The sequence below is a fragment of the Lentzea terrae genome, from assembly GCF_003265345.1.
GTDB lineage: Bacteria > Actinomycetota > Actinomycetes > Mycobacteriales > Pseudonocardiaceae > Lentzea > Lentzea terrae.
Map to the genome: position 1 here is coordinate 26,266 of NZ_QFWW01000036.1, position 25,395 is coordinate 51,660.

General features: G+C 68.9%; 22 protein-coding genes and 1 tRNA gene. 12 read left to right on the top strand and 11 right to left on the bottom strand.

Going from position 1 to position 25,395, the window contains the following annotated elements; all coding sequences use genetic code 11:
- Window positions 1–83: 83 nt before the first annotated feature.
- The gene (locus DI276_RS44150) at window positions 84–1,232 is read left to right on the top strand and encodes a L,D-transpeptidase (RefSeq protein WP_232837342.1); all 1,149 of its coding nucleotides are present in this window, start codon (window positions 84–86) and stop codon (window positions 1,230–1,232) included.
- A gap of 88 nt (window positions 1,233–1,320) precedes the next feature.
- Complete coding sequence (locus DI276_RS44155; protein WP_112275380.1) at window positions 1,321–3,309, top strand: PQQ-dependent sugar dehydrogenase; 1,989 nt, start codon at window positions 1,321–1,323, stop codon at window positions 3,307–3,309.
- 1 nt (window position 3,310) lies between these two features.
- Here DI276_RS44155 and DI276_RS44160 read toward each other — a convergent pair whose 3' ends face one another.
- The 3 genes from DI276_RS44160 to orn form a co-directional block, all read right to left on the bottom strand.
- On the bottom strand, window positions 3,311–4,936 hold the full coding sequence (locus tag DI276_RS44160) for an ABC-F family ATP-binding cassette domain-containing protein (RefSeq protein WP_112275735.1): 1,626 nt from the start codon (window positions 4,934–4,936) through the stop codon (window positions 3,311–3,313).
- A gap of 57 nt (window positions 4,937–4,993) precedes the next feature.
- Window positions 4,994–5,066, bottom strand: a tRNA-His gene (locus tag DI276_RS44165).
- 66 nt (window positions 5,067–5,132) lie between these two features.
- Window positions 5,133–5,738 (bottom strand): oligoribonuclease, encoded by a 606-nt coding sequence (orn, locus tag DI276_RS44170; RefSeq protein WP_112275382.1) that lies wholly within the window; start codon window positions 5,736–5,738, stop codon window positions 5,133–5,135.
- Window positions 5,739–5,810: 72 nt separating this feature from the next.
- On the opposite strand from orn, the gene DI276_RS44175 reads away from it, so the two are divergent.
- Window positions 5,811–7,328 carry a helicase HerA-like domain-containing protein gene (locus tag DI276_RS44175; protein ID WP_112275384.1) on the top strand — a complete coding sequence of 506 codons (1,518 nt, stop codon included), beginning with the start codon at window positions 5,811–5,813 and terminating at the stop codon, window positions 7,326–7,328.
- Here DI276_RS44175 and DI276_RS44180 read toward each other — a convergent pair.
- Complete coding sequence (locus tag DI276_RS44180) at window positions 7,260–8,534, bottom strand: MFS transporter (RefSeq protein WP_112275737.1); 1,275 nt, start codon at window positions 8,532–8,534, stop codon at window positions 7,260–7,262. The two genes, DI276_RS44175 and DI276_RS44180, sit on opposite strands and share 69 nt — an antisense overlap.
- A gap of 62 nt (window positions 8,535–8,596) precedes the next feature.
- Here DI276_RS44180 and DI276_RS44185 point away from each other — a divergent pair, with 62 nt between their 5' ends.
- Entirely contained in the window at window positions 8,597–9,532 is a 936-nt protein-coding gene (locus DI276_RS44185) for a GlxA family transcriptional regulator (protein ID WP_112275386.1), read from the top strand.
- Here DI276_RS44185 and DI276_RS44190 read toward each other — a convergent pair.
- Together DI276_RS44190 and DI276_RS44195 are read right to left on the bottom strand one after the other, a co-directional pair.
- Window positions 9,511–11,055, bottom strand: coding sequence for a PH domain-containing protein (locus DI276_RS44190; RefSeq protein ID WP_232837343.1), 1,545 nt, complete (start codon window positions 11,053–11,055; stop codon window positions 9,511–9,513). The genes DI276_RS44185 and DI276_RS44190 overlap by 22 nt on opposite strands.
- Complete coding sequence (locus DI276_RS44195) at window positions 11,052–11,534, bottom strand: PH domain-containing protein (protein WP_408610637.1); 483 nt, start codon at window positions 11,532–11,534, stop codon at window positions 11,052–11,054. Before DI276_RS44195 ends, DI276_RS44190 begins: the two co-directional genes overlap by 4 nt.
- A 454-nt stretch (window positions 11,535–11,988) precedes the next feature.
- Here DI276_RS44195 and DI276_RS44200 point away from each other — a divergent pair, with 454 nt between their 5' ends.
- A complete protein-coding gene (locus DI276_RS44200; RefSeq protein ID WP_157985341.1) occupies window positions 11,989–13,227 on the top strand; it encodes a helix-turn-helix domain-containing protein in 1,239 nt (412 codons plus the stop codon).
- 207 nt (window positions 13,228–13,434) lie between these two features.
- Here DI276_RS44200 and DI276_RS51655 read toward each other — a convergent pair whose 3' ends face one another.
- From DI276_RS51655 to DI276_RS44215, 3 genes are read right to left on the bottom strand one after another with little or no spacing between them, the layout of a single operon-like run.
- Window positions 13,435–14,763 carry a LuxR C-terminal-related transcriptional regulator gene (locus DI276_RS51655; protein ID WP_198681279.1) on the bottom strand — a complete coding sequence of 443 codons (1,329 nt, stop codon included), beginning with the start codon at window positions 14,761–14,763 and terminating at the stop codon, window positions 13,435–13,437.
- 30 nt (window positions 14,764–14,793) lie between these two features.
- Window positions 14,794–16,296: an AMP-binding protein gene (locus DI276_RS44210; protein ID WP_198681280.1), complete on the bottom strand. Its 1,503-nt coding sequence runs from the start codon at window positions 16,294–16,296 to the stop codon at window positions 14,794–14,796.
- 53 nt (window positions 16,297–16,349) lie between these two features.
- Window positions 16,350–16,550, bottom strand: a complete 201-nt coding sequence (locus tag DI276_RS44215; protein ID WP_030468277.1) for a hypothetical protein — start codon at window positions 16,548–16,550, stop codon at window positions 16,350–16,352.
- A gap of 164 nt (window positions 16,551–16,714) precedes the next feature.
- Between DI276_RS44215 and DI276_RS44220 the strand changes: the two genes are divergently transcribed.
- The gene (locus DI276_RS44220; RefSeq protein ID WP_112275390.1) at window positions 16,715–17,902 is read left to right on the top strand and encodes an NAD(P)/FAD-dependent oxidoreductase; all 1,188 of its coding nucleotides are present in this window, start codon (window positions 16,715–16,717) and stop codon (window positions 17,900–17,902) included.
- On the opposite strand, the gene DI276_RS44225 is transcribed toward DI276_RS44220, so the two are convergent.
- Complete coding sequence (locus DI276_RS44225) at window positions 17,899–18,369, bottom strand: MarR family winged helix-turn-helix transcriptional regulator (RefSeq protein WP_232837344.1); 471 nt, start codon at window positions 18,367–18,369, stop codon at window positions 17,899–17,901. The two genes, DI276_RS44220 and DI276_RS44225, sit on opposite strands and share 4 nt — an antisense overlap.
- An 82-nt stretch (window positions 18,370–18,451) precedes the next feature.
- Here DI276_RS44225 and DI276_RS44230 point away from each other — a divergent pair, with 82 nt between their 5' ends.
- From DI276_RS44230 to DI276_RS44240, 3 genes are all read left to right on the top strand, one after another.
- A complete protein-coding gene (locus DI276_RS44230) occupies window positions 18,452–19,033 on the top strand; it encodes an FMN-dependent NADH-azoreductase (protein WP_112275394.1) in 582 nt (193 codons plus the stop codon).
- A 10-nt stretch (window positions 19,034–19,043) separates the two neighbouring features.
- A complete protein-coding gene (locus tag DI276_RS44235) occupies window positions 19,044–19,436 on the top strand; it encodes an NUDIX hydrolase (protein WP_112275396.1) in 393 nt (130 codons plus the stop codon).
- 62 nt (window positions 19,437–19,498) lie between these two features.
- On the top strand, window positions 19,499–21,346 hold the full coding sequence (locus DI276_RS44240) for a glycoside hydrolase family 97 protein (protein WP_112275398.1): 1,848 nt from the start codon (window positions 19,499–19,501) through the stop codon (window positions 21,344–21,346).
- A 13-nt stretch (window positions 21,347–21,359) separates the two neighbouring features.
- On the opposite strand, the gene DI276_RS44245 is transcribed toward DI276_RS44240, so the two are convergent.
- Entirely contained in the window at window positions 21,360–22,454 is a 1,095-nt protein-coding gene (locus tag DI276_RS44245; RefSeq protein WP_157985342.1) for an MFS transporter, read from the bottom strand.
- Window positions 22,455–22,624: 170 nt separating this feature from the next.
- Between DI276_RS44245 and rox the strand changes: the two genes are divergently transcribed.
- The 3 genes from rox (at window position 22,625) to DI276_RS44260 (ending at window position 25,393) form a co-directional block, all read left to right on the top strand.
- A complete protein-coding gene (rox, locus tag DI276_RS44250) occupies window positions 22,625–24,052 on the top strand; it encodes a rifampin monooxygenase (RefSeq protein ID WP_112275402.1) in 1,428 nt (475 codons plus the stop codon).
- A 67-nt stretch (window positions 24,053–24,119) separates the two neighbouring features.
- Window positions 24,120–25,070 (top strand): tetratricopeptide repeat protein, encoded by a 951-nt coding sequence (locus tag DI276_RS44255; RefSeq protein WP_112275404.1) that lies wholly within the window; start codon window positions 24,120–24,122, stop codon window positions 25,068–25,070.
- Complete coding sequence (locus DI276_RS44260) at window positions 25,070–25,393, top strand: hypothetical protein (protein WP_112275406.1); 324 nt, start codon at window positions 25,070–25,072, stop codon at window positions 25,391–25,393. The genes DI276_RS44255 and DI276_RS44260 overlap by 1 nt, the downstream gene beginning before the upstream one ends.
- Window positions 25,394–25,395 lie beyond the last annotated feature (2 nt).

Below are 25,395 nucleotides of genomic sequence, written 5' to 3' on the forward strand. Positions count from 1 at the left end.
GTGCAGGCAGTCTCGGGACGGGCGACAAGTAGATCGGAAGTGCGTCGATGGGGATGTGGGGCAGGCGCGGTCGTGGGGCGGTCATGGCGGGTGTCGCTGTGATGCTGATCGCAGGCTGTTCAGGGGGCGGCGAGAGTTCGGCCGGTGCACCGAGCACGTCATCGAGTGCTCCGCCGCCGCCGAAGCCGGTCACGTTGACCCTGGCGTTGAACAACGGCGCGGCTGACGTGTCGCCCGGGTTGCCGGTGATCGCCACGGCCGCGGACGGGAAGCTGACCGAGGTCAAGCTCACCAACCCCGAGGGCAAGGTCGTCGAGGGGAAGATGAACCCCGAGTCGACGCAGTGGACCAACACCGAGCCGCTCGGCTACGGCAAGACGTACAAGCTGGTCGCCACGGCCACCGGTGAGGACGGCAAGCCGCAGAGCAAGGAGTCGTCCTTCACCACGGTGAAGCCGCGGACGTTGACCTACGTGTCGACGAACCCGCAGGACGGCACCACGATCGGGGTGGGGCAGCCGCTGGCGTTCTACTTCGACGAGCCGGTGGCCGACAAGGTCGCGGCCGAGAAGATGCTGGAGATCACCACCGAGCCCAAGGTCGAGGGCGCCTTCTACTGGTTCAACAAGAAGGAGGTGCACTGGCGGCCGGAGAAGTTCTGGAAGCCGGGCACCAAGATCACCATGCACGTCAAGGTCTACGGCAAGCACGTCGGTGACGGCATCTACGGCCAGGAAGACCGGGTGATCACCACCACGGTCGGCGACGAGGTCATCCACGAGGCCGACGGCCAGTCGCACCAGGTCATCACCAAGGTCAACGGGCAGGTCGTGCGGACCATGCCGACGTCGATGGGCAAGCCCGCCGACGCCACCCCCACCGGTACGTACGTGCTGATGGAGAAGCACTCCCACATGATCATGGACTCGACCACGTACGGCCTGGCGCTGGAGAACGGCGGCTACCGCACGCCGGTCGACTGGGCGTACCGGATGTCGAACAGCGGCATCTTCTTCCACAGCGCGCCGTGGTCCATCGGTGACCAGGGCCGGCGCAACGTGAGCCACGGCTGCCTCAACCTGTCGCCGGAGAACGCCAAGTGGGTGTTCGACAACAGCAAGCAGGGCGACGTGGTGATCGTGAAGAACTCCGGTGGCCCGGTGCTGGAGTCGTGGGACGGCTTCGGCGACTGGCAGGTCCCGTGGGCGCAGTGGGTGCAGGGCAACCGCTGAACCGCTGCCAAAACAGGGTTCTAGACCCTTGAAAACGTTTGTGAAAGGCTGAGGCCGCCACCGCCGCCCGACCTATCTGGGAGGCACTGTGGCTCCGCTCAGGAGACTGCTCGCAGTCATCAGCGCATTGGCGCTCACAGCGGTGGCGGCACCACCCGCGCAAGCAGACGACGTGCTGCTCTCGCTCGCCAGACCGGCAACGGCGTCGAGCGAGAGCAACGCACGCCACGTCGCCACGAAGGCAACGGACCTCGACCGCAGGACCACGTGGCGCAGCGAACGCGGAGACCGGCAGTGGATCTCCATCGACCTCGGCTCGATGTCCACGATCAACCGGGTCGTGCTGCGCTGGGGCTTCCGCTGTGCCAGGAGCTACTCCGTCCAGACCTCGCCGGAAGGCGTGTACTGGCGTGACGTGCATCGCACCGAAAAGGGCGACGGCGGCGACGACAACATCGAGTTCACCGGGTTCGGCCGCTGGGTGCGGGTCTCGCTGACCAAGCCGTGCTTCAAGAGCTACGAGCTCAAGGAATTCGAAGTCCACGGCACTCCTGGCGTTGTCGACACGGCGCCACCGAGCGCGCCAGGCACCCTGAGCGTCAAAGCCTTCACCGCCACCTCGGTGAACCTGCAGTGGGGCCCGGCGAGCGACAACGTGGCCGTGGCGAACTACGAGATCTACCAGTCCGGCCAGTACGTGAAAACGGTCGAGGGGCTGTCCAACAACGTCACCCGCCTCACCCCGAACACCACGTACTCCTTCTACGTCAACGCGAAGGACGCCGCCGGCAACATCTCGCAGGCCAGCAACTCGATCACGGTCACCACGCCGGCCGCCGTCGTCGACACCGGCCCGCCGACCACGCCCTTCAACGCGATCGTCACCAAACTGACCGCCAACAGCGTCTCGCTCGCCTGGGGCGCCTCCGCAGATGACGTCGCGGTCGCGAGCTACGCGGTCTTCTCGAACGGCGTCCAGGTCGGCGCCACGACCGGCCAGCAGACCACGATCGCGGGTCTGAAGCAGGACACGGCGTACGAGTTCACGGTCAAGGCGATCGACACGTCCGGCAAGAGCTCGCAGTTCACCGCGCCGATCAAAGCCAGCACCCGCAAGGGACACGACGCCGTCGGCGAGGTCACCAAGATCACCGACGACACCGACGTGCCGTGGGGGCTGGAGTTCTTGAACGACGGCACGGCGTTCTACGCCCAGCGCGACACCGGCGACATCATCCGAATCGCGCCCAGTGGCGAGAAGACCGTCGCCGGACGCGTCCCGAACGTCGTCAGCACCGACGGCGAGGGCGGCCTCCTCGGCGTCGAGCACAAGGACGGCTGGCTCTACGCGTACCACACCAGCCCGACCGACAACCGGCTCGTCAGGTTCAAACTCCACGACGGAAAGCTCGGCGAGCACCAGGTCCTGCTCACCGGCGCGCCCCGCAACAAGTTCCACAACGGCGGCCGGCTGCGGTTCGGCCCGGACGGCAAGCTGTACATCGCCACCGGCGACGGCCAGGTCGCGTCCACCGCGCAGGACCTGAACTCGTTGGGCGGCAAGGTGTTGCGCGTCAACCCCGACGGCAGCGTGCCGCGCGACAACCCGTTCCCCGGCAAGTACGTCTACAGCTACGGCCACCGCAACGTGCAGGGTCTCGCGTTCGACTCGAGAGGCCGCCTCTGGGAGGCGGAGTTCGGCAACTCCGTCATGGACGAGGTCAACCTGATCAAGCGCGGCGGCAACTACGGCTGGCCCGCCTGCGAGGGCACGTCCGGCGAGTGCGGCGAACCGTCGTTCGTAAAGCCCAGGCACACCTGGCCGGTCAGCCAGGCCTCGCCGAGCGGACTGACCATTGTGGACGACGTGCTGTACCTGGCGGCGTTGCGCGGCCAACGGCTCTACCGGATCCCGATCGGTGGCGAGCCGCAGATCTTCTTCGAGGGCGCCTACGGTCGCTTGAGGACGGTCGAGAAGACGCCGAACGGCGACCTCTGGATCACGACGTCCGACGGGGACAAGGACTCCATCCCCAACAACAGCAACACAAAGATCTACAAGGTCGACCTCGGGTAGCTCAGGACACCGTCACCTGGCCGCCGGAAACGGTCAGGTGACGGTTCACCTGCACCGCTTCGAGCATCCGCCGGTCGTGCGTCACCAGCAGCAACGTGCCGGGGTAGTTCTCCAGCGCCGACTCCAGCTGCTCGATCGCGGCCAGGTCGAGGTGGTTCGTCGGCTCGTCCAGCACCAGCAGGTTCACCCCACGGCCCTGCAGCAACGCCAACGCCGCCCGCGTCCGTTCACCGGGCGACAACGAGGCCGCCGGACGCAGCACGTGCGCCGCCTTCAGCCCGAACTTCGCCAGCAACGTCCGCACGTCGGCAGGGGTCATGTCCGGCACGGCCTCCTGGAACGCGTCCACCAGCGGCAGATCGCCCAGGAACAGCCCGCGCGCCTGGTCCACCTCGCCGACCACCACACCGGAGCCCAGCGTCGCGTAGCCGGAGGCCAGCTCGACCCGGCCCAGCAACGCGGCCAGCAACGTCGACTTGCCCGCGCCGTTCGCCCCGGTGATCGCGACCCGGTCCGCCCAGTCGATCTGCAGGTCGACGGGGCCCAACCGGAAGCCGCCCCGTTCAACGACAGCCGCTCGCAGGGAAGCCACGACCGCACCGGAACGCGGGGCCGCGGCGATCTCCATCCGCAGCTCCCACTCCTTGCGCGGCTCCTCGACGACGTCCAGCCGTTCGATCATGCGGTCGGTCTGCCGGGCTTTCGAGGCCTGCTTCTCGGTGGCGTCGGCACGGAACTTGCGGGCGTTCTTGTCGTTGTCGCCGGCCTTGCGCCGGGCGTTCTTCACGCCCTTCTCCATCCACGAGCGCTGCATGCGCGCACGGGCCTCCAAGGACGCCTTGGTGTCCGCGTACTCGTCGTAGTCGTCACGGGCGTGCTGACGTGCCCGCGAGCGCTCTTCGAGGTACGACTCGTAGCCGCCGCCGTACAGGCGCACGGCGTTCTGGTGCAGGTCCAGTTCGAGCACGCTCGTCACCGTGCGCGCCAGGAACTCGCGGTCGTGCGACACCAGCACCGTGCCCGCGCGCAGCCCTGTGACGAACTTCTCCAGCCGCTCCAGACCGTCGAGGTCGAGGTCGTTGGTCGGCTCGTCCAGCAGGAAGATGTCGTAGCGGCTGAGCAGCAACGACGCCATGCCCGCCCGCGCGGCCTGGCCACCGGACAGCGACGTCATCAACGCGTCCAGGCCCACCGACAACCCCAGGTCCGCGACGACCTCCAGCGACCGTTCCTCCAGGTCGGCGCCACCCAGCGCGAGCCACTGGTCCAACGCCTCCGAGTAGCCCTCGTCGTTGCCGGCGGTCAGCGCCTCGGTGGCGGCATCCAAAGCGGTCTGAGCTGCCGCGACACCGGTGCGGCGGGCCAGGAACGAGCGCACGGTCTCGCCCTCGAGCCGCTCCGGTTCCTGAGCGAGGTGACCCACGTTCGCCAACGGCGGGTTCAGCGACACGCGGCCCTGCTCGGCGGGGATCAGCCCGGCCAGCGTCCGGAGCAGCGTCGACTTGCCCGCGCCGTTCACACCCACGAGCCCGATGACGTCACCCGGCGCAACGACCAGATCAAGGCCGGAGAACAGGACACGATCACCGTGACCTGCGGCGAGGTCCTTGGCGACGAGCGTGGTCATGAACACTCCCGAAACGTGAAGAAAGGCCCCCGCAATTGCGGAGGCCTTTCGACAAAGGGTGAGTGACGGGACTTGAACCCGCGACACCTGGGATCACAACCCAGTGCTCTGCCAGCTGAGCTACACCCACCATCACCGGCGTTGACCGGCGAGAAGAAGCATAGCAACGAGAGACACTGATATTGAAATCAGGGGGTCAGTCAGCGTTTTTGAGCAGCTCAGCGGCCACGGCCTGGGCCTGTTCGGTCGTCGGACCCGGCTGGGGCACGAACGCCGTCCGCCGGTAGTACGCGAGCTCCCGGATCGACTCGATGATGTCCGCGAGCGCCCGGTGCGCGAGCCCCTTGCCGGGCTGCGCGTAGTAGATCCGCGGGTACCAGCGCCGGCACAGCTCCTTGATCGACGACACGTCGACCATCCGGTAGTGCAGGTGCGCGTCCAACGCCGGCATGTCGCGGGCGATGAACCCGCGGTCCGTGGCGATGGAGTTGCCGGCCAGCGGCGCGGTCCTGGGGTCGGGGACCCACTCCTTGATGTACGCCAACACGGCCGCCTCGGCCTCCTCCAGCGACACCGCGGAGGCGCGCACCTCTTCGGTCAGGCCCGACTTGGCGTGCATCTCCATGACGACTTCCGGCATCGAGGCGAGCACTTCGTCATCCGCGTGGATCACAATGTCCACGCCGTCGCCGAGCACGTTCAGCTCGGCGTCCGTGACCAGTGCCGCGATCTCGATCAGAGCGTCCTTGCCCAAGTCGAGTCCGGTCATCTCGCAGTCGATCCACACCAGACGATCCATCACCCCCGGAACATTACTGCGCGGAGCGTCAACTTCGAGTGGCGGCGTGCAGCAACCTGGTTACGCTCCTCGTGCATGACGGCTCAAGCTGAGATCGCTGCTGGATACGCCTCCGAGAGCGCGGCCATCGAGCTCGGCGCGGTGCTGGTCGACGGTCAGGTCGAGTCGACCGCGCACGTCCGCATCCCGTTGTCCATGGTCAACCGGCACGGACTTGTCGCGGGGGCAACAGGAACCGGCAAGACGAAGACGCTGCAGCTGCTCGCCGAACAGCTGTCGAACAACGGCGTGCCGGTGCTGATGGCCGACGTGAAGGGCGACCTGTCCGGTCTGTCGCGAGAAGGCGAGCGCAGCGACCGCACGGACACCCGCGCGAAGGACACCGGCGACGACTGGCAGCCGCAGTCGTACCCGACCCAGTTCCTGTCGATCGGCACGGGCGGCATCGGAGTTCCGATCAGGGCAACGGTCACCAGCTTCGGGCCGATCCTGCTGTCGAAGGTGCTGGGCCTGAACGACACCCAGGAGTCGACGCTCGGCCTGATCTTCCACTGGGCCGACTCGAAGGGCCTGCCGCTGCTCGACACCAAGGACCTGCGCAGCGTCATCCAGCACCTCACCAGCGACGAGGGCAAGGAGGACCTGAAGGGCATCGGCGGGGTGTCGAGCTCCACGGCGGGCGTGATCCTGCGGGCCCTGGTCAACCTGGAGGCGCAGGGCGGCGACCGGTTCTTCGGCGAACCGGAGCTCGACCCGGCCGACCTGATGCGGCAACGCGACGGCAAGGGTGTCGTCAGCCTGCTCGAACTGGCCGAGCTGCAGGGCAACCCGGCGTTGTTCTCGACGTTCCTGATGTGGCTGCTGGCGGAGCTCTTCGAGACGCTGCCGGAGGAGGGCGACGTCGAGCAGCCCAAGCTCGTCTTCTTCTTCGACGAGGCGCATCTGCTGTTCGCCAACGCGTCGAAGGCGTTCCTCGACCAGATCACCCAGACCGTGAAGCTCATCCGGTCCAAGGGAATCGGCGTGTTCTTCTGCACGCAGCTGCCGACCGACATCCCGAACGACGTGCTGTCGCAGCTCGGCGCACGCGTTCAGCACGCACTGCGCGCGTTCACGCCGGACGACCAGAAGGCGTTGGCGCGCACGGTGAAGACGTACCCGAACACGCCGCACTACGACCTGGAGAAAGCGCTTACCTCGCTCGGCATCGGCGAGGCGATCATCACCGTGCTGAGCGAGAAGGGTGCGCCGACACCGGTCGCGTGGACCAGGCTCAGGGCGCCCCGGTCGTTGATGGACACCATCGGCAACGACGCGATCAAGCAGGCGGCGCAGGGCTCGGAGCTGCACGGCAAGTACTCCGTAACCGTCGACCGCGAGTCGGCCTACGAGCAGCTGATGCAGAAAGTGGCGCCGCCCCAACAGGAACAAGCCCCGGAAGCTCCTCCGCAACGGCAGCAGAAGGAGGAACCGGGGCTCGTCGAGAAGGTGCTCGGCAACAGCGCCGTGAAGTCGTTCCTGCGGTCAGCCGGCAGCGCCCTGGCGCGCGAGATCACGCGGGGCATCTTCGGAACTTCGCGCAAGCGACGCTGACAAGACCGCCGCGCCGAGGCAGAGCGCACCCGCGACGTACCAGGCCAGGTCGTAGCTGCCCAGGTGGTCGCGGGTGAGGCCGGCGGCTGACGCTGCCAGAGCTGCGCCCACCTGGTGCGACGCGAAGACCCAGCCGAACACGACCGGACCGGACATGCCGAAGTACTGCCGGCACAACGCCACCGTCGGCGGCACGGTCGCGACCCAGTCCAGGCCGTAGAAGATGATGAACACCAGCATCGACGGGTGCGCCGACGCGCCGAACAGCTGGGGCAGCAGCATCAACGACAGTCCGCGCAACGCGTAGTACGCCGCCAGCAGCAGCCGCGAGTCGACGCGGTCGGTCAGCCAGCCGGACGCGATCGTGCCCACGATGTCGAACACGCCGACCAGCGCGAGCAGCCCGGCCGCGGTCGTCGTCGGCATGCCGTGGTCGTGCGCGGCGGGGATGAAGTGCGTGCCCACCAGGCCGTTGGTGGAGGCACCGCAGATCGCGAAACCGCCTGCCAGCAACCAGAACGGCCGCGTGCGAGCGGCTGAACCCAACGCGGAGAGAGCCCGCCGAGCCGCGCCACCGGACGGCGGCGGGGGAGTGTCCTCGGTTGCCCCCAGAGGCAGAAGTCCGACGTCCCGCGGGTACTCGCGCAGGAAGAACGCAGCCAGCGGCACCACGGCCAGCGCGGCGATGCAGATCATCAGCGACGCCGCCCGCCAGCCGTAGGTCGCGGACAGCCACGCCACCAGCGGCAGGAACACCAGCTGACCAGCCGCACCGCCCGCCGTCAGCACGCCCGTGACCAGGCCGCGGTGCCGCACGAACCAGCGTCCGGTGATCGTCGCGACGAACGCCAGTGCCATCGACCCCGTGCCGAGCCCGACGACGACACCCCAGAGCAGGACCAACTGCCAGGAAGTGGTCATGAACACCGTCAGCCCGCTGCCGAGCGCGACCATGGTCAACGCGCAGGTCACCACGACCCGCACGCCGAACCGGTCCATCAGCGCGGCCGCGAACGGCGCGGTCAGCCCGAACAGCAACAGGTTGATCGAGATGGCGAGCGAGATCGTGCCGGTCGTCCAGCCGAACTCGCTCTGCAACGGCTCGATCAACGCACCGGGTGCCGCGCGGAACGACGCGGCACCCACCAAGGCGATGAAGGACACACCTGCGACCACCCAGGCCCAATGCAGTCTCACGCCGACCAGCCTCCGGGACGGCGCATTCGCCGACCAGTGGCCCACTGGCCAACATGTGAAAGAATCAGGCCATGCATCGGATCGCCGTTCTCGCGCTCGAGCAGTCGGTCGCGTTCGACATCGGTACCTCGACGCACATGTTCGCCCGGCTCGCGGACCGCTACGAGGTGGTCGTCTGCTCGCCGGACCGCCGGCCGATCCCGACCACCGGCGGCTTCACCATCGCGCCCGACCACGGTCTGGAGGCGCTGAAGGACGCGAACACGGTGCTCGTGCCGGGCACCCGCTACCCGCCGGCGCGGGAAGGCCGGCTCGAACCCGCCGTGCGGGAGGCGCTCATGACGACGAACGCGTCGCGGATCATGTCGATCTGCACGGGCGCGTTCGTGCTCGCCGCCGCCGGACTGCTCGACGGCAGGCCCGCGACCACGCACTGGGACATCGCCGACCAGTTCCGCGCTCTGTACCCGAAGGTGCTCCTCAACCCGGACGTGCTGTTCATCGACGACGGCGACATCCTCACCTCGGCAGGGGTCGCCGCCGGCATCGACCTGTGTCTGCACGTCATCAGGTCCGACCACGGCAGCGAGGTGGCGAACTGGGTCGCCCGCTACTGCGTCGTCCCGGCGTGGCGGCAGGGCGGCCAGTCGCAGTTCATCGACCGGCCGGTGCCGAGCTACCCGGACACCTCCACCGCGCTCGCCCGCGAATGGGCCCTGGAACACCTCCAGGAACCCCTCGACCTCGCCGCGATGGCCGCGCAGGTGCGGATGAGCGTGCGCACCTTCACCCGCCGGTTCCGCGCCGAGACCGGCATGTCACCCGGCCAGTGGCTGACGCAGCAGCGCGTCGACCGCGCCCGGCACCTCCTGGAGTCCACGGACCTGCCGGTCGACCAGGTGGCGAGCCACGCCGGGTTCGGGACGGGCGCGGCGCTGCGGCAGCAACTCGCGGCGTCGATCGGGGTGTCGCCGACGGCCTACCGTCAGACGTTCCGCACGGCTTGACCGTCCACAGCGGACTCGTCGACCAGGAACGGGCGCAGCAGGTCCGGCACCGCCTCGTCGGCCAGTGTCAGGCCGTCGGACTCGCCGACGTCCGTCACGTGGTAGACGCCCGCGCCGGCGGCTGTGGTCGCGCCGATCGTCATCAAACCGCTGCGGCGCTGGAAGAACGACCGCTGGATCCGCCAGCCGATGATGCCGGTGCGCTGCAACGCGACGGTGCTGCGGACCAGGGAGTTGTTGCGCGTCACCAGATAGCGGTCGTCCAGTGCGTTGCCGAGCGAACGGTAGTTGTCCCAGCCGACCAAAGCGGCGAACGGGATGATCGCGACGGGGATCGGCCACGCCCACGACGGCGCCCAGACGGCGAGCCCGACCGCGATCACCACCCACGGCACCACGTGCCGGAACAGGCTGCGGCGCAACGCGGCGAGCGGGTGCTTGCGGAGCTTGCGCAGGGTCGGGTCGTCGGCGACCTTCAGCACGTCCAGCGAGACCTGGTGCGCCACGGACAACGGCGCCGGCGGCAGCAGCAGGTTGCTCTCGCCCTTCGAGCCCAGGCCTGTCGTCACCGCCGCCAGCTTCGCGCCCTTGCCAGCGCGGACCAGCAGTGGTTCCTGGATGTCGACACCGCGCAGCCGTTGCTCCTCCACCGAAACGGACCGGGTGGTGAGCAGACCCCGTTGCACGCGCAGGGTTCCGTCCGGCTCGCGGGTCAGCCGGTAGTTCCAGAACTGCAGGATGTAGAGCGGCACCGAGAGCACCAGCCCGAGCACGACCAGCGCGAGCACGAACGCGCCGAGCAGCGTGACGCTCGGGTGCTCGAACAGCCACTCCCACAGGTCCTGGACCGGGTGCAGGCCGAGGTCGTCCGCGTAGTTGGACAGCACGCCGAACACGGCACCGATCGCGACCAGACCGGACAGCGAGAGCGGCGCGAACTTCAGCCACTTCAGGTCGAGCTGGGAGATGACCTCGGACTCCGCGACGACCGGCTCCGCGTGCGGCTCGTCCGGGGACGCCGGCTTGGGCGCGACTGCCTTCTGCAGCAACAACACCCGCAGCCGCTCGGCCTCCTCGGACGTCACGGCGTCGAGGGTGAGGCCGTCGGTGCCGGGGGTGTCCTGCTGCCCGGTGCCGATCCGCACCGCCGACAGCCCGAAGACGCGGTGGCCCGGTTTGGAGGTGAGGTCGACCGTCCTGATGCGATCGCGCGGCACCGCGAGCTGCTTGCGGGTCAGCAACCCCGTGTGCAGCTCGACCTGCTCGTCGGTGATGCGGTACTTCGTGGTGCGCCAGATGAAGTAGCTGAACGCGAGGATCGCCGCGACCGTGGCGCCACTCGCGAAGAGCCGCCACTTCTCGCCGTTGCCGGTGAACAGCAGGACGAGGATCGGCACCAGCATCGCGATGCCCTCGTTGAGCGGCCGCACGATCAGCATGCGCACGTGCAGGCGGTGCCACTCCGCCAGGGGCTCGGTGAACTCCGGCGCGGCGGGCAGTCCGGCGGGCACTTCAGCGGTCACGTGGCATCACCCGGCGTGGCCTGCGTGGTGTTGGTCAGCTCCACCACGAGCTGCTGCGCCACCTCGTGGTCCAGGCCCTCGATCTCCACTGGCCCCGCGGCCGACGCCGTAGTGACCGTGACCGTCGCGAGGCCGAGCATCTGCTGGAACGGCCCGCGCTTGGTGTCGATGGTCTGAATGCGCGACACCGGGGCGACCCGCCACTCCTGGTTCAGCCAGCCGGAGAGGGTGTACACGGCGTCCGCGGTGGTCTCCCAGCGGTGCACGCGGTAGCGCCAGCTCGGTTCGACCGCGGTGTGCACCACGCCGACGACGCCGGTGGCGACCAGCAGTGCCAGCTCCCACGTCGGCGGGGTGTTCACCAGCAGGAACACGACGAGCTGTGGCACGAACAGCACCAGCCAGAACACGGCCGCCTGCATCGTCCACAGCAGGACCGACTTGGGACTCACCTGGTGACGAGGCGTGCGCAGTTGCAGAGTCACCCCACAAGGGTGCCTCAACCGCAACTGGCGATGTGGCCAGGTGCGGCAATTGGTGTTCAGGCCGTGTCCTGCAAGTCTCGTCCGCGATAGTCGCGACCGAGGGGCGCGGAGGCGGCACCGCCGGAACGCCCGAATACGCCCGGTATGAGGACGCTCCGGCGGCACCGCCTCCGCGCCTCTCGCCCGTGACTCCCATCGAACGGACTTGCAGGACACGGCCTGGGTGCGGAGGTGGTCTTGCTTGCGAGGGAGGCAAGACCACCTCCACCGGGCAGAACGGTCAGGGCCTGGCGCAGTACGGGGGCAGGAAGGTGTCGGGGTTGCCCTGGTCGGCAGCCGCGGTGCCTGCTGCCGCCGTGATCGCGGCCAAACTGAGGATCACAGCTGCGAGGGTTCGAGCGATAGTGTTCAACTTCATTGAGGGGGCTCCGTTCGATTGGTGGCGGCCGTGGATGAGGGCAGGAAGTCGTTGACGAGGTTCGGCGCAAGGCTGCGGGCGGTCCGGCTGCAACGCGGTTTGTCGCAAAAGGACCTCGCGTGCCCCGGTGTGTCCATGAGCTACGTGTCGCGGCTGGAGTCCGGCGAACGGGTGCCGTCGCCCGCCGTCGTGCGCAGGCTCGCCGAGGTGCTCGGCGTCGACCCGTCCGAGCTGATGGTCGACGAGGACCGCACCGCGATGCAGGACGAGGCGCTGGCGTGGTGCGAGGCGCTGCTCGCCTACCACGACGGCGACCTGGTGCTGGCCGTCGACCTGCTGGAAACGCTGGGAAAGCGGTCGGACGAGGAGATGTTCGGCTGGTGCGTGCGGTGGACGCGCCTGGTGATGCTCGCGAGGCAACGAGACCACGAGGGTCTGCTGCTGGCGGCGGCGAAGCTGCGCAAGTCGTGGTCTCCCGGTCCGGCGGTGGACGCGTTGGTGGAGATCCTGCGCGCTTCCTCGTTGCGGCGCCTCGGCCGGACGGCCGAATCCGTGCGGGCCGCGACGGAGGCCGTTGAGCTGGCCGCCGGTGACGGTGAACGGGTGCGTCGCGTCAACACGCGCGCGCTCATCTCGTTGTGCGCGGAGCTGACCGCGGCCGGACGTCTGGCTGACGCCGAACAGGTCGTGGACCAGCTTTCCGCGCGCCTGCCCGAACTCGGCCGCGACCGGCTCGCGATCTCCACGTGGTGGGCGCGCGCCAAGGTGGCCGACCGGTTGGGCGACCGCAGTGAAGCCGCGCACTGCATTCGCGAGGCCGTCGACATGCTCGACGACTTCGACGGCGATCCCGAGTACCGGTGCCGCGTTCGCCTCGCCGGAGCGTCCATCACGTTGCGCACGCCCGGTGCGAACCTCGACGAGGTCGTGGCGTTGCTGGACAAGGTGGAGACGACCGTGGCGGCGATGCGTCAGCAGGACGGCCTGCTCGCACACGCGCGTGCGTTGCGCGCCGAGCTGGCGTTGCGCGACGGTGAGGTCGATCGGGCCAGAGATCTCGCGGAGCAGGCCATCGCGACCGGCGAGCTCGACGCCGAGCAGCAGCTGCGGTGCCACCTCCTGCTCGTGCGGGCGGCGGACGAGGTCGACCCGGACGGCAGCGTCAGTGCGCGCACGGCCCTGGCCGCACTCCTGGAGCACATCAACCCCGAGGGCGTTGACCCGCTGCTGTGGCGCGACGTGGCGCGGATTGCGTTGCGCAAGCACTGACCGCAGGCGACGTTGCCCGGTCATGACCGCCCCTCGCTGCTTAACTGGACACCTTGTTAACGGAGCATGACACAGACCAGTTACCCGTCACATCACCCAATTCCACTTCGCCGGCGTGGGTAAATCACCCAAGAACGGCGACCACCCCGTCAGCGGCAAGCAGCCGAACGGGCGATTGGGTGCCGGTCTGGTCGGCGCAATTGTCAATCACTTGACAATGGATGACTGCTCGGTGGTCAAGCTCATCCACCACACGATGGCGCCGGCGCGGCCGTTGACGTCAAGGGTCGTGTAGATCCGCTGGAGGTGGTTCTGCACGGTCTTGGGGGACAGGCCGAGCGTCTCGGCGATCATCGCCGTGCTCGCTCCGGCCGCCACGAGCCGCAACACCTCGATGCCGCGCTTGGTGAGCCCGGCCCGCAGTGCGCGGGCGATCCGGGTGTTCGTGTGCTCCGCGGTGCCGGTCTCGTGCAGCTCGCCGGGGTGTGGGAGGCGCACCACGGCGTCCTCGCGCTTGGGCTCGAAACGCCTGTGCGCCAACTGTTCCACGAGCCGGGACGACAGGTCGTGCTCGCGCATCCGCAGGAGGTCGCGGCCTTCTTGCAGTTCCCACAAGCGGTACTGCTCCAACTGCAGCCGTGCGTGCCTGAGCGCCTTCTCCAGGTCGCCGGACCGTTCGTACGCCTCGCTCAGCTGCTGGTGGGCGTGCACGGCGACTTCCCTGGCCAGGCAGCTCATCGCGAGCTCCGCGGCCTGGGTCAGCTGGCTGATCTGGTCCGGGTACCGCTTGCGCGCACCGCTCAGCCTGGCACGGGCCATCAACGCCTCCGCCCGTGCCACCGGGCGGTTCCTTCCGGCAAGCAACTGGTCAGCGCGCTGCCAGCTGCGGTGCGCGCGGTCAACTTCACCCAGATCGATGCGCACGTGTGTCAGCAGCACGTTGACCATCGCCATCCGCACCGGGTCGCCGACCTGCTTCCACCGGTCGCGCACCTGCGCGCACAAGGACTCCGCGCGCCGGAGCTTGCGCACGCACGGTTCGCCGTCGAGGCTGCAGCGGCTCTCCGCGGTGCGGATCATGCAGTGCTCGTGGTACTGCATGCGCATCACGCGGGCCTGCTCGAACAGCACCGAGCCGATCAGCTCGTTGTCCCCGGTGAGCTCCGCCAGTCCGAGCGCTCTGGCGAACGAGTTGAAGCTGCGTTCCCGCGAGTCGAGCCGCAGTTCCACGACGGCACGGGAAAAGCTGCATCGCGCCTGCAGTCCGATGTGGCGGTTCGCCGCCGCGATCTCCTGCACGCGGTCGATGGTGTCGAGCGCGCTGGGCCAGAGCCCGCGTTTGCCGAGTGCCACCGACTGCGCCAGCACGCCCTCCGCCACGCCCTCGACGTCGTCCAACCAGGCGAACGCGGCTACGGCTTTCTCCGCGTACTCCAGCGCCTCGCCGGGCCTGCCCTCGTCCAGGGCGATGCGTGCCTCGCGCAGGTTGTGCACGGCGTTGGACCGCGGATCGGCGGTCCGGCCGGGAACCGTCATGTGCTCAAGCCCCCTCACTCGGGGCCGAGCCTAGCCTTGTTCGCGCAATTGGCGTTTCAACACTTTTCCGGCTGCGTTGCGCGGCAGCTCGTTGAGGAAGAAAACATCCCGGGGCACCGAGAATCGCGCGAGGTTGGCCCGCACGTGTTCACGTATGTGTTCCGCTGTCAGGGTTTTTGCGCCGACAACGAACGCGACGAGACGTTGGCCGAACTCGTCGTCCTCCACGCCGAGCACCGCGACCTCGGTGACGCCGTCGAGGTTCGAGAGGAGGTCCTCGACCTCGCGCGGGTAGACGTTCTCGCCGCCCGACACGATCATCTCGTCGTCGCGGCCGGCCACGAACAGCAGGCCGTCCTTGAGATAACCGAGATCGCCGGTGGACATCAGGCCGTTCAGCGACTCCTTGCTGGTGCCGTTGGTGTAGCCGTCGAAGAGCATCTCGTTGCCGACGAAGATCCGCCCGGTCGCGCCGGGCGCCACCGGTTTGCCCTGATCGTCCACAATGGCCAGCCGGGTGCCGAGCGGTGGCTGTCCCGCCGTGCCGGGGGCCTTGAGCATCTCCTCGGGGGTCGCGATGCTCGCCCAGCTCACTTCCGTTGAGCCGTAGAGGTTGTAGAGCACCGGGCCGAACTCCTGCAACGTGCGGGCGGCGACCTTCGGCGGCAGTGACGACCCGCTGGAGGCGATGATCCGCAGCTTCGGCCGGTGCGGGGTCTCCAGCATGCGTTGCAGCATCACGGGAACCACGAACATCGCCGTGCAGTTCTCGGCGTCCTTCAGCGTCTGGACGGGGTCGAACTTGCGGCGCAGCACGAGCGTCGCGCCGAGCACGAGCCCGAGCTGGAACGCGGCGAGCCCCCAGGCGTGGAAGAGCGGCGAGGTGATCGCGATGACGTCGCCGTGCTTGAGCGGGATCCGCGACAGCAGTGCGGCGGCGGGGGCGAGGCTCGCGGGTTCCGGCCTGCGAGCGCCCTTCGGCGTGCCGGTGGTGCCGGAGGTGAGGATGATCAGCCGGCCGCGCGGAGGCCTGCGGGGCAGCGGCGTGCTCGGCCCGTTCAGGATCAGGGACTCGAGCTCGTCGCTGAAGTACGTGGCGATCCCGGAGGGCAGCACGTCGGCGAACTCGCGGTCGGCGACGATCCGGTCGATCTGCTGGTCCTGCGCGACCTGGGCCAGTTGTCCTTTGCTCAGGCCGGTGTTGAGCAGGACGGCGTCGGCGCCGATCTTCGTGCAGGCGGTCATCGTCTCGATGAAGCCGCGGTGGTTGCGCAGCAGCAGTCCGACGCGTTCCTTGGTGCGGAAGGCATGCGCGAGCCGGCTGGTGCGCTCGTTCACTTCGGCGTACGTGAGCACGCCGTCGTCGTCGATGATCGCCGCACGGTCCGGGTGTCGGCCGGCGCCCGTCTGGTAACCCCACGCGAGCGTGATGTTCCAGTGCAGGTACCCGCGCACCGTGCTCGACAGCCCTCGCGGGCCCAACGGCCGGATCACTCCGGATTTGACCAGGGTCAGCAGCACGCGGGTCAACATGGGACCCACTCTGCCATCTACCTACTTGCGAGTAGGTAACGGTGTGACGGCGGTCACATCTCGGTGTCGGACGCGGCGACGACGGCTTCCCTCAGTGCGGCCCGCAACCGGCCGACCTCCAGCGGGGTCAGCACGGCGGCTTCTCCCGGCGGCACGTTGATCACGATGTGCCCCTGGCTGACGAACACCGTCAAGTCCCGTCGGCGCGAAGCGATGTCGCGGCAGCTCACCTGCCACTCCTCTTTGGCTCCCACGGGTTTCTTCCTCCAGCTCACTCGGCGCGCCGGCCTGGTGGTCCGCGCTCGCGTAGATGAGACGCCTGCGGTCGCCGGTCATGACGACGTTCCGTCGAGCGACCGTGCCGAGCTGCGGATAGCGTCGCACCTGGGACGAGAATAGGTCACCTGGAGGGGTGAAAATGGCGGAACCGCAACGGATCGTGATTGTCGGGACGGGCCTCGCCGGTGCCTCCGCTGCCGGCGCGCTGCGCGACCGCGGCTACGGCGGCAAGATCACCATGTTCGGCACCGAACACCACCGCCCGTACGAGCTTCCCGCGCTGTCCAAGGACATCTTGCTGGGAAAGGCCAACGAACCGGCGTGGGTGCACGAGCCGAGTTTCTACGCCGACAACGAGATCGACCTGCAGCTCGGCGTGTCGGTGCTGGAGTTGCGGCCCGGCGATCACTCGATAGTTGACTCCGATGGAGCAGTGCGTTCCTACGATCGGCTCTTGCTCGCGACGGGTTCGCGCCCTCGCGTTCTGCCTGGCGCGCAAGGACATGTGCTGCGGACGATCGACGACTCGCTGGCGTTGAAGTCGGCGTTGCGCGAGGGCGCGCACGTCGTGATCGTCGGCGCGGGCTGGATCGGCTGCGAAGTGGCGTCCGCGGGCCGCACGCACGGCTGCCGCGTCACGGTGGTGGATCCGCTGGCCGAACCGCTGGTGCGCGTGCTCGGCACCGAGATGGGCCGGATGTTCCGCGGCCTGCACGAGGAGCACGGTGTGGAGTTCAAGCTCGGCACCGGCGTCGCGAGCTTCTCGCCGTCGGGCGTGCGGCTGGACGACGGCACCGAGCTGATCCCGGACGTGACGGTGCTGGCCGTGGGCGCGACACCGCGCTTGGAACTCGCTGAAGCCGCAGGGCTTTCGTTGGCTGACGGTGGTGTGGCGGTCGATGCGGCGTTGCGGACGTCCGCGCCCGACGTCTTCGCGGCGGGTGACATCGCGGCGCACGACCACCCGCGTTACGGCGGACGTGTGCGCGTCGAGCACTGGGCGAACGCGAAGGACCAGGGCACGTTCGTGGCGGGCTCGCTGCTCGGGCTGGACGAGCCGTACCAGAAGTCGCCGTACTTCTTCACCGACCAGTACGACCTGGGCATGGAGTACCGCGGCCTGGCCGGCCCTGACGACGAGGTGGTGGTGCGCGGCGATCTCGCCAAGCGCGAGTTCATCGCGTTCTGGCTGCGGAACGGGCGGCTGCGGGCGGCCATGAACGTCAACGTCTGGGACCACGGGACGGCGTTGAGCGCGTTGGTGGACGCGCAGGCGACGGTGACTCCCGCTCAGTTGCGTGAGGCAGACCTGGGCTCTCTCGCCTAGATGCAGGAGCCGTGCATCGGGTCCTCACCGTGGGCGAGGTCGCTCAGGGCTTTGCGGACGACCGCCATCTCCTGATCGGTGAAACGGGCGCGGAAGGCGCGTTCGACGTCGGCGAGCGCGTCACCCGCCTTCTTCTGCAGCTCGCGGCCCTCGTCGGTGATGACCGGCGTGCGCACCCTGCGGTCGTTGGGATCGGGCACCCGGACGACCAGGCCGGCCCGCTCCAGCTTGTCGAGCTCGCTCATCAGCGTGGTCTTGTCCAGGCCGAGCATCGCCCCGAGCTTGAGCTGGGTGCGCGCGGCCTCGTCGCTGGCGAGCGCCTGCAGGACCAGCTGCCCGCGCAGGGAGATGCCGAACTTGGTGATCTCGTCGGCGAACGCGGCCCCGACCCGCTGGGCGGCGCGGTGCAGCAGCCAGTTGAAGTCCCACTTCTCCACGCACGCGGCGATCGGCTCCTGCACCTCCATGTGTTTCATCCTACATCCCAGGAGAGATGTTCTTGACTCAGAACATCTTGACTCGGAACTTCTTCACTCGTATGTTCTGGGTATGACCAATCTGCTGCACATCGACTCGAGCATTCGCCACGAGGGATCGGTGACCCGCGAGGTCACCGGTGCGTTCGCCGACGTCTGGCGGTCCGCGAACCCCGAGGGCGGCTACACCTACCGCGACCTGAACGCGGACCCGATTCCGCACGTCGACGGCACGGCGCAGGACATCAAGGCCGACCTGGTCGCCGAGCTCAAGGCCGCCGACGTGATCCTCATCGGCGCGCCGATGTACAACTTCTCCATCCCGTCGACGCTCAAGGCGTGGATCGACCAGGTCGCGAGCCCGGAGTTCTTCCCGCGCGAGGACGGCACGTTCGAGCTGGGCGGCAAGCGCGTTGTCGTCGTGACCGCACGTGGTGGCTCGTACAAGCCGGGCACGCCGCGCGAAGGGTTCGACTTCCAGGAGCCGTACCTGCGGGCCGTGCTGTCCATGATCGGACTCGACCAGCGGCTGGAGTTCGTGCACGCCGAGCTCACCATGGCCGAGATCAACCCGCAGCTGCACGAGTTCCGCGAGCTGGCGGTCGAGTCGCTGGCCGACGCGCACCGCGTGGTCAAGGAGCTCGCCTCCGCCTAGGGTCGGCCTGGTGATCGACAAGGTTGCCTGGATCCATCTGGAAGACGGCAGGGTGCTGGGCACCCGATCGGTCGGCAAGGACACGTACTACCTGCCCGGTGGCAAGCGCGAGCCGGGTGAGTCCGACGTCGAGACGCTCGTGCGCGAGATCCGCGAGGAGCTGTCCGTCGAGATCGACGCGACGTCGGCGGAGCACATCGGGACGTTCGAAGCGCAGGCGCACGGCCACTCGGTGGGAGTGACGGTGCGGATGACCTGCTACACCGCGTCGTTCACGGGGGAACCGGTGGCGTCGGCCGAGATCGCGGAACTCGCCTGGCTCACCACCGCCGACGTGGACCGGATCTCACCGGTCGATCGCATCATCTTCGCTCACCTGCACGAAGCCGGGTTGCTGTCCTAAGCTGGTAAGCGCTTTCCCAATCCTGTCCACCTACCGCCGCCACGCTGTAGGGAGTGACACGCATGGGGTTTCGCAACAGATCAGTGGTGCTGGCGGCGGTGTGTGCGACCGCCGCCGGCGCACTTGTCGGCACTCCAGCCATCGCAGAATCCGGAGAGTGGCGCGTTGTCGCGCCAATTGGGACGCAATCCGTTGCACCAGAAGCACTTGTGCGGCTCGACAAAGGAAGGTTGAGCCTTTCGGTCCGGCACGGCGGCACCACGGTGCTGGAACCGTCCGCGCTGGGCATCCGCACCGCTGACGCCGACCTGACGTCGGGGCTGAAGTTCGTCGGGTCGGCGTCGCGGCTCGTGCAGGACTCGTACACGACCGTGTCCGGCAAGAAACGTGAGCACTCCTACGTCGGCACGGAGACGACGTTCCACCTCCAGCGGCAGGCCGAGCGGCTGGAACTGGTGGTGCGCACGTCGGCGGAAGGTGTCGCGTACAAGTACGTGCTGCCGTCGGGCAAGTGGACGACGGTGCTCGGGGAGGCGTCCGAGTTCGCGGTGCCTTCCAGCGCCGAGAAGTTCTTGCTGCCGTACGACAACGGGCGTGGAGACTACGAGACCGCGCACGTCCGGGTTGCCGAGAAGGGCGTCGAGTACGGGTATCCGGCGCTGTTCAACGTCTCCGGCACGTGGTTGCTGCTCGCCGAGTCCGACCTCGACAGCCGTTACGGCGGTTCGCGGGTCGCGTTCGACGGGTCGCGCTATCGGCTCGTGCTGCCCGACCCGGCGGAGACCTCGGCCGGTCCGCTGGCCACGCCGTGGCGCGTGCTCGGGGTGGGGACCTTGGCGTCGGTGACGGAGAGTTCGCTGATCACGTCGCTGGCGGCGCCGTCGAAGATCGCCGACACGTCGTGGATCAAGCCCGGCACCGCGGTGTGGTCGTGGTGGGGTGACGGCACGGGGAACCTGGCGCTGCAGAAGCAGTACGCGGACTACGCGGCTCGCCAGGGTTACGAGTACAACCTCGTCGACTCCGGCTGGAGCGCCGACTGGATTCCCGAGCTGATCTCGTACTCGAAGGCGCGCGGCGTCGAGACGTGGCTGTGGGTGCGGTGGCAGACCATCGACACCGACAGCGAACGGGAGCGGCTCTTCGCCCAGTACCGCTCGTGGGGCGCGGTCGGTCTGAAGATCGACTTCGTGGAGTCCGACGGCCAGGACCGGATGCGCTGGTACGACGCCGTGTACGCGGCGGCCGCGAAGCACCGGTTGATGCTGAACTTCCACGGCGCTCCGATCCCGCGCGGGACTGAGCGGACCTGGCCGCACGTGCTGACGGTCGAGGCCGTGAAGGGTGCGGAAGGCACGAAACCGCGGCCGGGGCGGGAGCCGTTCCCGATCGAGCACTACCTGACGTTGCCGTTCACCCGGAACCTGACCGGGCCGATGGACTTCACGCCGGTCACGTTCTCCGGGGTGCGGCCCAACTCGGATGCTGCCGAACTGGCGTTGGGCGTGCTCTACGAGTCAGGCGTTCAGCATTTCGCGGACAAGATTTCCAGTTATTCGGCTTACCCGGTCGCCGAGCAGTTCCTGCGCTCGGTTCCGGCGGCGTGGGACGAGACCCGGCTGGTGGCCGGCGATCCCGGCAAGCTCGCGGTGCTGGCCAGGCGGTCTGGCGCGACGTGGTTCCTCGGTGCAGGGACCGCGGGTGATCCTCGTGACCTTTCGGTCGGCACGGGATTCCTCGGCTCCGGCTCGTGGTTGGCAGAGCTGTACCACGACAGCCCGACGGGCAAGATCACGTTCGACACCAAACGTGTCGCGGCGGGAGACTCCCTGACGGTGCCCGTGGCGCGCAACGGCGGTTATGCGGCCCGGTTCTGCCAGGTGCCGCCGACCGTCACGACCTGCGGCTGATCACTCCATCTGGTCAGTCGCTTCGCGCGGGGGCCCGGCGCGCAGTGAAGCGGCGCGTCCGGCCCCCGCGTGCCCACAGCGCCGTTGCCGCGGTGATGACGGCGATGAGCACGTAGATCACCTCGAAGCTCAGGTGCGCGACGAGTGCCGCGCCCGCCGCGAGACCGATCGGGGCCGCGCCGAAGACGATGCTCATCGCCGTCGCGCTGACCCGGCCGAGCACGGCCGCCGGCGTGCGTTGCTGGACGAGCGTGGCGACCGCGATCACCGTCCAGGCGAGCCCGGCACCGTGCGCGAAACCGGCCGCGAGCACCGCGGGCAGCCACGCCGTGGTGCGTGCCAGCGCCGCCACCGCGATGATCAGCAGCCCTGCCGTGATGTTCGCGCGCTTGCCGGTGAGACCGGCGAGGACCGACCCGGCGCCCTGGACCGCGGCCAGCACGCCGAGGAACTCCGGTCCGTGGTGCAGGCCCTTCTCGACGAGCGGGAACGACGCGGCGGTGTGCAACGACGCCGCGAACAACGCGGTGGCCGTGCCGGCGAGCGGCCACGCGAGTGCCTTGAGATGTGGCCAGCTCGGCGTCTCGCGCGGCGCCAGCGGTGGTTCGTCGACCTTGATCATGCTGGTGGCCGCGGCGGCGAGCAGGAACGACAGCGCGTCGACCGCCACCACCGGCCAGGCCCCGGACGCGGCGAACATCGCGGCGCCCGCCAGCGGCGCGACCAGCTTCATCCCCTCCTGCACCGACACCCGGAGGCCGTTGAACCTGGCGAGCTGGTCCTGGGGCAGCAACGCCACGAGCAACGCGGGCTCGGCCGCGCTCACGAGCACCGCCTTGGCGCCGTAGACCAGCATGACGGCGAAGATCGCCCGAACGTCGTCGGTGATGAGCAGCACCGCCAGCACGGGCACCATGGCGAGGTCGGCCCAGATCAGCAACGGGCGGCGGCGGTAGGAGTCCGCGAGCCGGCCCAGCCACGGCGACAGCGCACCAGGCGCGAAGAAGCAGAACATCGCCAAGGTGGCGAGGGAGTCGCTGCCGGTCAGCGACTTCACCCACACCCCGGCGACCAGCAGCATCGCGGTCGTGCCGAAAGACGACAGCACCAAACCTGCGAAATACCACCGCACGTGTCGTTGCCCCCAGAAACGACGAATGGAGGAGATCGCTCTCCTCCCACTTCAACATATAGCGCACCAGGGGGCTTGCCACAAGACCCGGGGTGTGCCTCATTCTTTCCCGGCCAACGTGATTTACCTGGGGAAATGGGGACTCCATGATCGACGTCATCATCGCCGGCGGCGGACCGACCGGCATGATGCTCGCCGGCGAACTGCGGTTGCACGGTGTGCGGGTGGTGCTGCTGGAGCGGGAGGAGGAGCCGACCAAGGTCGTCCGGGCGCTCGGCATGCACGCCCGCAGCCTCGAGATCCTGGACCAGCGCGGCCTCGTGGACCGGTTCCTGGCGCTCGGCAAGACGTACCCGCTCGCCGGGTTCTTCGCGGGCATCGACAAGGCCGCACCGGAGCGTCTCGACACCAAGTACCCGTTCGTCTTCGGGATGCCGCAGCCGGTGACCGAACGGCTGCTCGCGTCGCACGCCGTCGAAGCCGGTGCCGAGATCCGGCGCGGCTGCACGGTGACCGGCCTGACGCAGGACGACGAGGGCGTGACCGTCGAGCTGGCGGACGGCACCTCGTTGCGGGCCAGGTACGTGGTCGGCTGCGACGGCGGCCGCAGCACCGTGCGAAAGCTGGTCGGAATCGACTTCCCCGGCGAGCCGTCGCGGGTGGAGACGCTGCTCGGCGAGATGGAGATCGGCGTGCCGTTCGAAGAGGTCCTGCCGGTGATGACCGAGATCCGCAAAACCCAGAAGCGGTTCGGCATCGGCCCGATCGGCGGCTCCGCGACGTACCGGGTCATCGTGCCCGCATCGGACGTGGCCGAGGACCGCGCGGTCATGCCGACCTTCGAGGAGTTCAAGGAGGAGCTGCGGCGGGTCGCCGGCACCGACTTCGGCGTGCACTCGCCGCAGTGGCTGTCCCGCTTCGGCGACGCCACCCGGCAGGCCGCGCGGTACCGCGCCGGCCGTGTGTTCCTGGCGGGCGACGCGGCGCACATCCACCCGCCGACCGGTGGCCAGGGCTTGAACCTGGGCCTGCAGGACGCGTTCAACCTGGGCTGGAAGCTCGCGGCGGCCGTGCACGGCTGGGCGCCTGCCGATTTGCTGGACACCTACGAGGCCGAGCGGCACCCGGTGGCCGAGGAGGTGCTGAACAACACCCGCGCGCAGATCGAGCTGATGAAGGTCGAGCCGGGCCCGCAGTCGGTGCGGCGGCTGCTGACGGAGCTGGTGGCGTTCGAGGAGGTCAACAGGTACCTGGTCGAGAAGATCATCGCGGTGGCGATCCGGTACGACTTCGGCGCCGCTGACGACCTGGTGGGGCGGCGGATCGGAGATCTCGCGCTGAAGCGGGGCGGGCTGTACTCGCTGATGCACTCGGGTCGCGGGATCCTGCTCGACCAGACCGGGGCGTTGTCGGTGGGGGAATGGGCGGACCGGGTCGAGCACGTGGTGGACGTGAGCGAGGAGCTGGCCGCGCCCGCGGTGCTGGTGCGGCCGGACGGGCACGTGGCGTGGGTCGGGTCGGACCAGGAGGAGCTGGAGGGTCAGCTCGCGCGCTGGTTCGGCGCTGCGGGCTGAGCACCCGGCGCTGGCCTGCGGAGGTCACCCGTTCGAGGCTCGGAGGCGCTTTGTCACACTGTGCGGCGTGTCCGAGCCGATGACCGCGGTGCTGCTGCGCGCCGCCGAGCTCACCGCCTCGGGGAAACCGCGGCAGGCGATCGACCTGCTGCGGCCCCTGGTGGCGGCGAACCCTCGGCACGCCGAGGCGTGGTGCCGGCTCGCCGCCGCCCACCTCGACCTCGGTGAGGCGGCCCAGGCACTCGACTCGGCCAAGCGGGCGATGGTCCTCGACGGCGAACCGGCCTGGCCGCAGCGGCTCGCGGCGCTGGCGTTGAGCGACCTCGGCCGGCACCAGGAGGCGGCGGTCGCGGCGCGCGAGTCCGTGCGCCGCAAACCTGGCGACTGGCGCTGCTACGTCGTGCTGGCCGAGGTGCTCGCGGACCACCAGGACGGCGCCGTCGAGGCGTTCGACGCGGCCCTGCACGCCTCGCAACTCGCCCCGGCCGAGGCGCGGGCGTTCCAGGTCCTCGGCGACGCGGCCCTGCGGATGCGCGACTGGGGCACCGCCGAGCACGCCTACCGCAGCGCGATCAAGCTCGACCCGTCCGACGCGGACTCCAAGGCCAACCTCGCGACCGTGCAACGGCGCCGGTCCGCGAAGCCCGCGCCGCTGCAGCTGAACAAGGTCCAGGTGTGGCGTTCGTTGCGGACGCTGTCGTTGCTGCTGGTCGGCGGCGGTTTACTCGCGCTGATCGCCGGCATGCCGCGGCCCACGCCCTACCTGGGGTTCTTCACCGGCGCGCTGGTGCTGTGCTGCCTCGTCGTGGCGTTGCGGTTGCGTCCGTTCAAGCTGCTCTTCGGCCTGCGCAAGCTCGCCGTGACGGTGTCGCTGCTCGCGGCGTCAGCGCTGATCCTGGTCGCGTGGACGGTGGCGTTGTTCTTCGGAGCCACCACGATGCAGCCACTTGTGCTTTCCTGGTTGTGCGCTGTCGTGGGGGGAGCGCTCGTGTACGTCGGGGGAGGCAGGAAGCGGTGATGCGTCGCAACGCGGTCGCGCTCGCGATGATGCTGTTCCTCGGACAGCTCTTCATCGTCGCCGCGCCCGCACCGGCGCCCGCCGAGGGTTCCGTCGTCCGGTACGCGCACGACCACGCGAACCTGCCGGGCGCCGCGCCCAAGCCGCACAACCACCACGCCGCGCAGGTGCCGCAGGCCCAGCTGCCGATGGACGTGCCACCGGTGGCGAAGCCCGCACTGCCGGTCCGCTTCCTCGTCTCCTTCGCCCGCCGCGTCCACCGCGCGCCCGACGGCATCCGCTGGACGCCGCAGCGGGACCGCTCGCCGCCTTCCGGTCGCTGAAA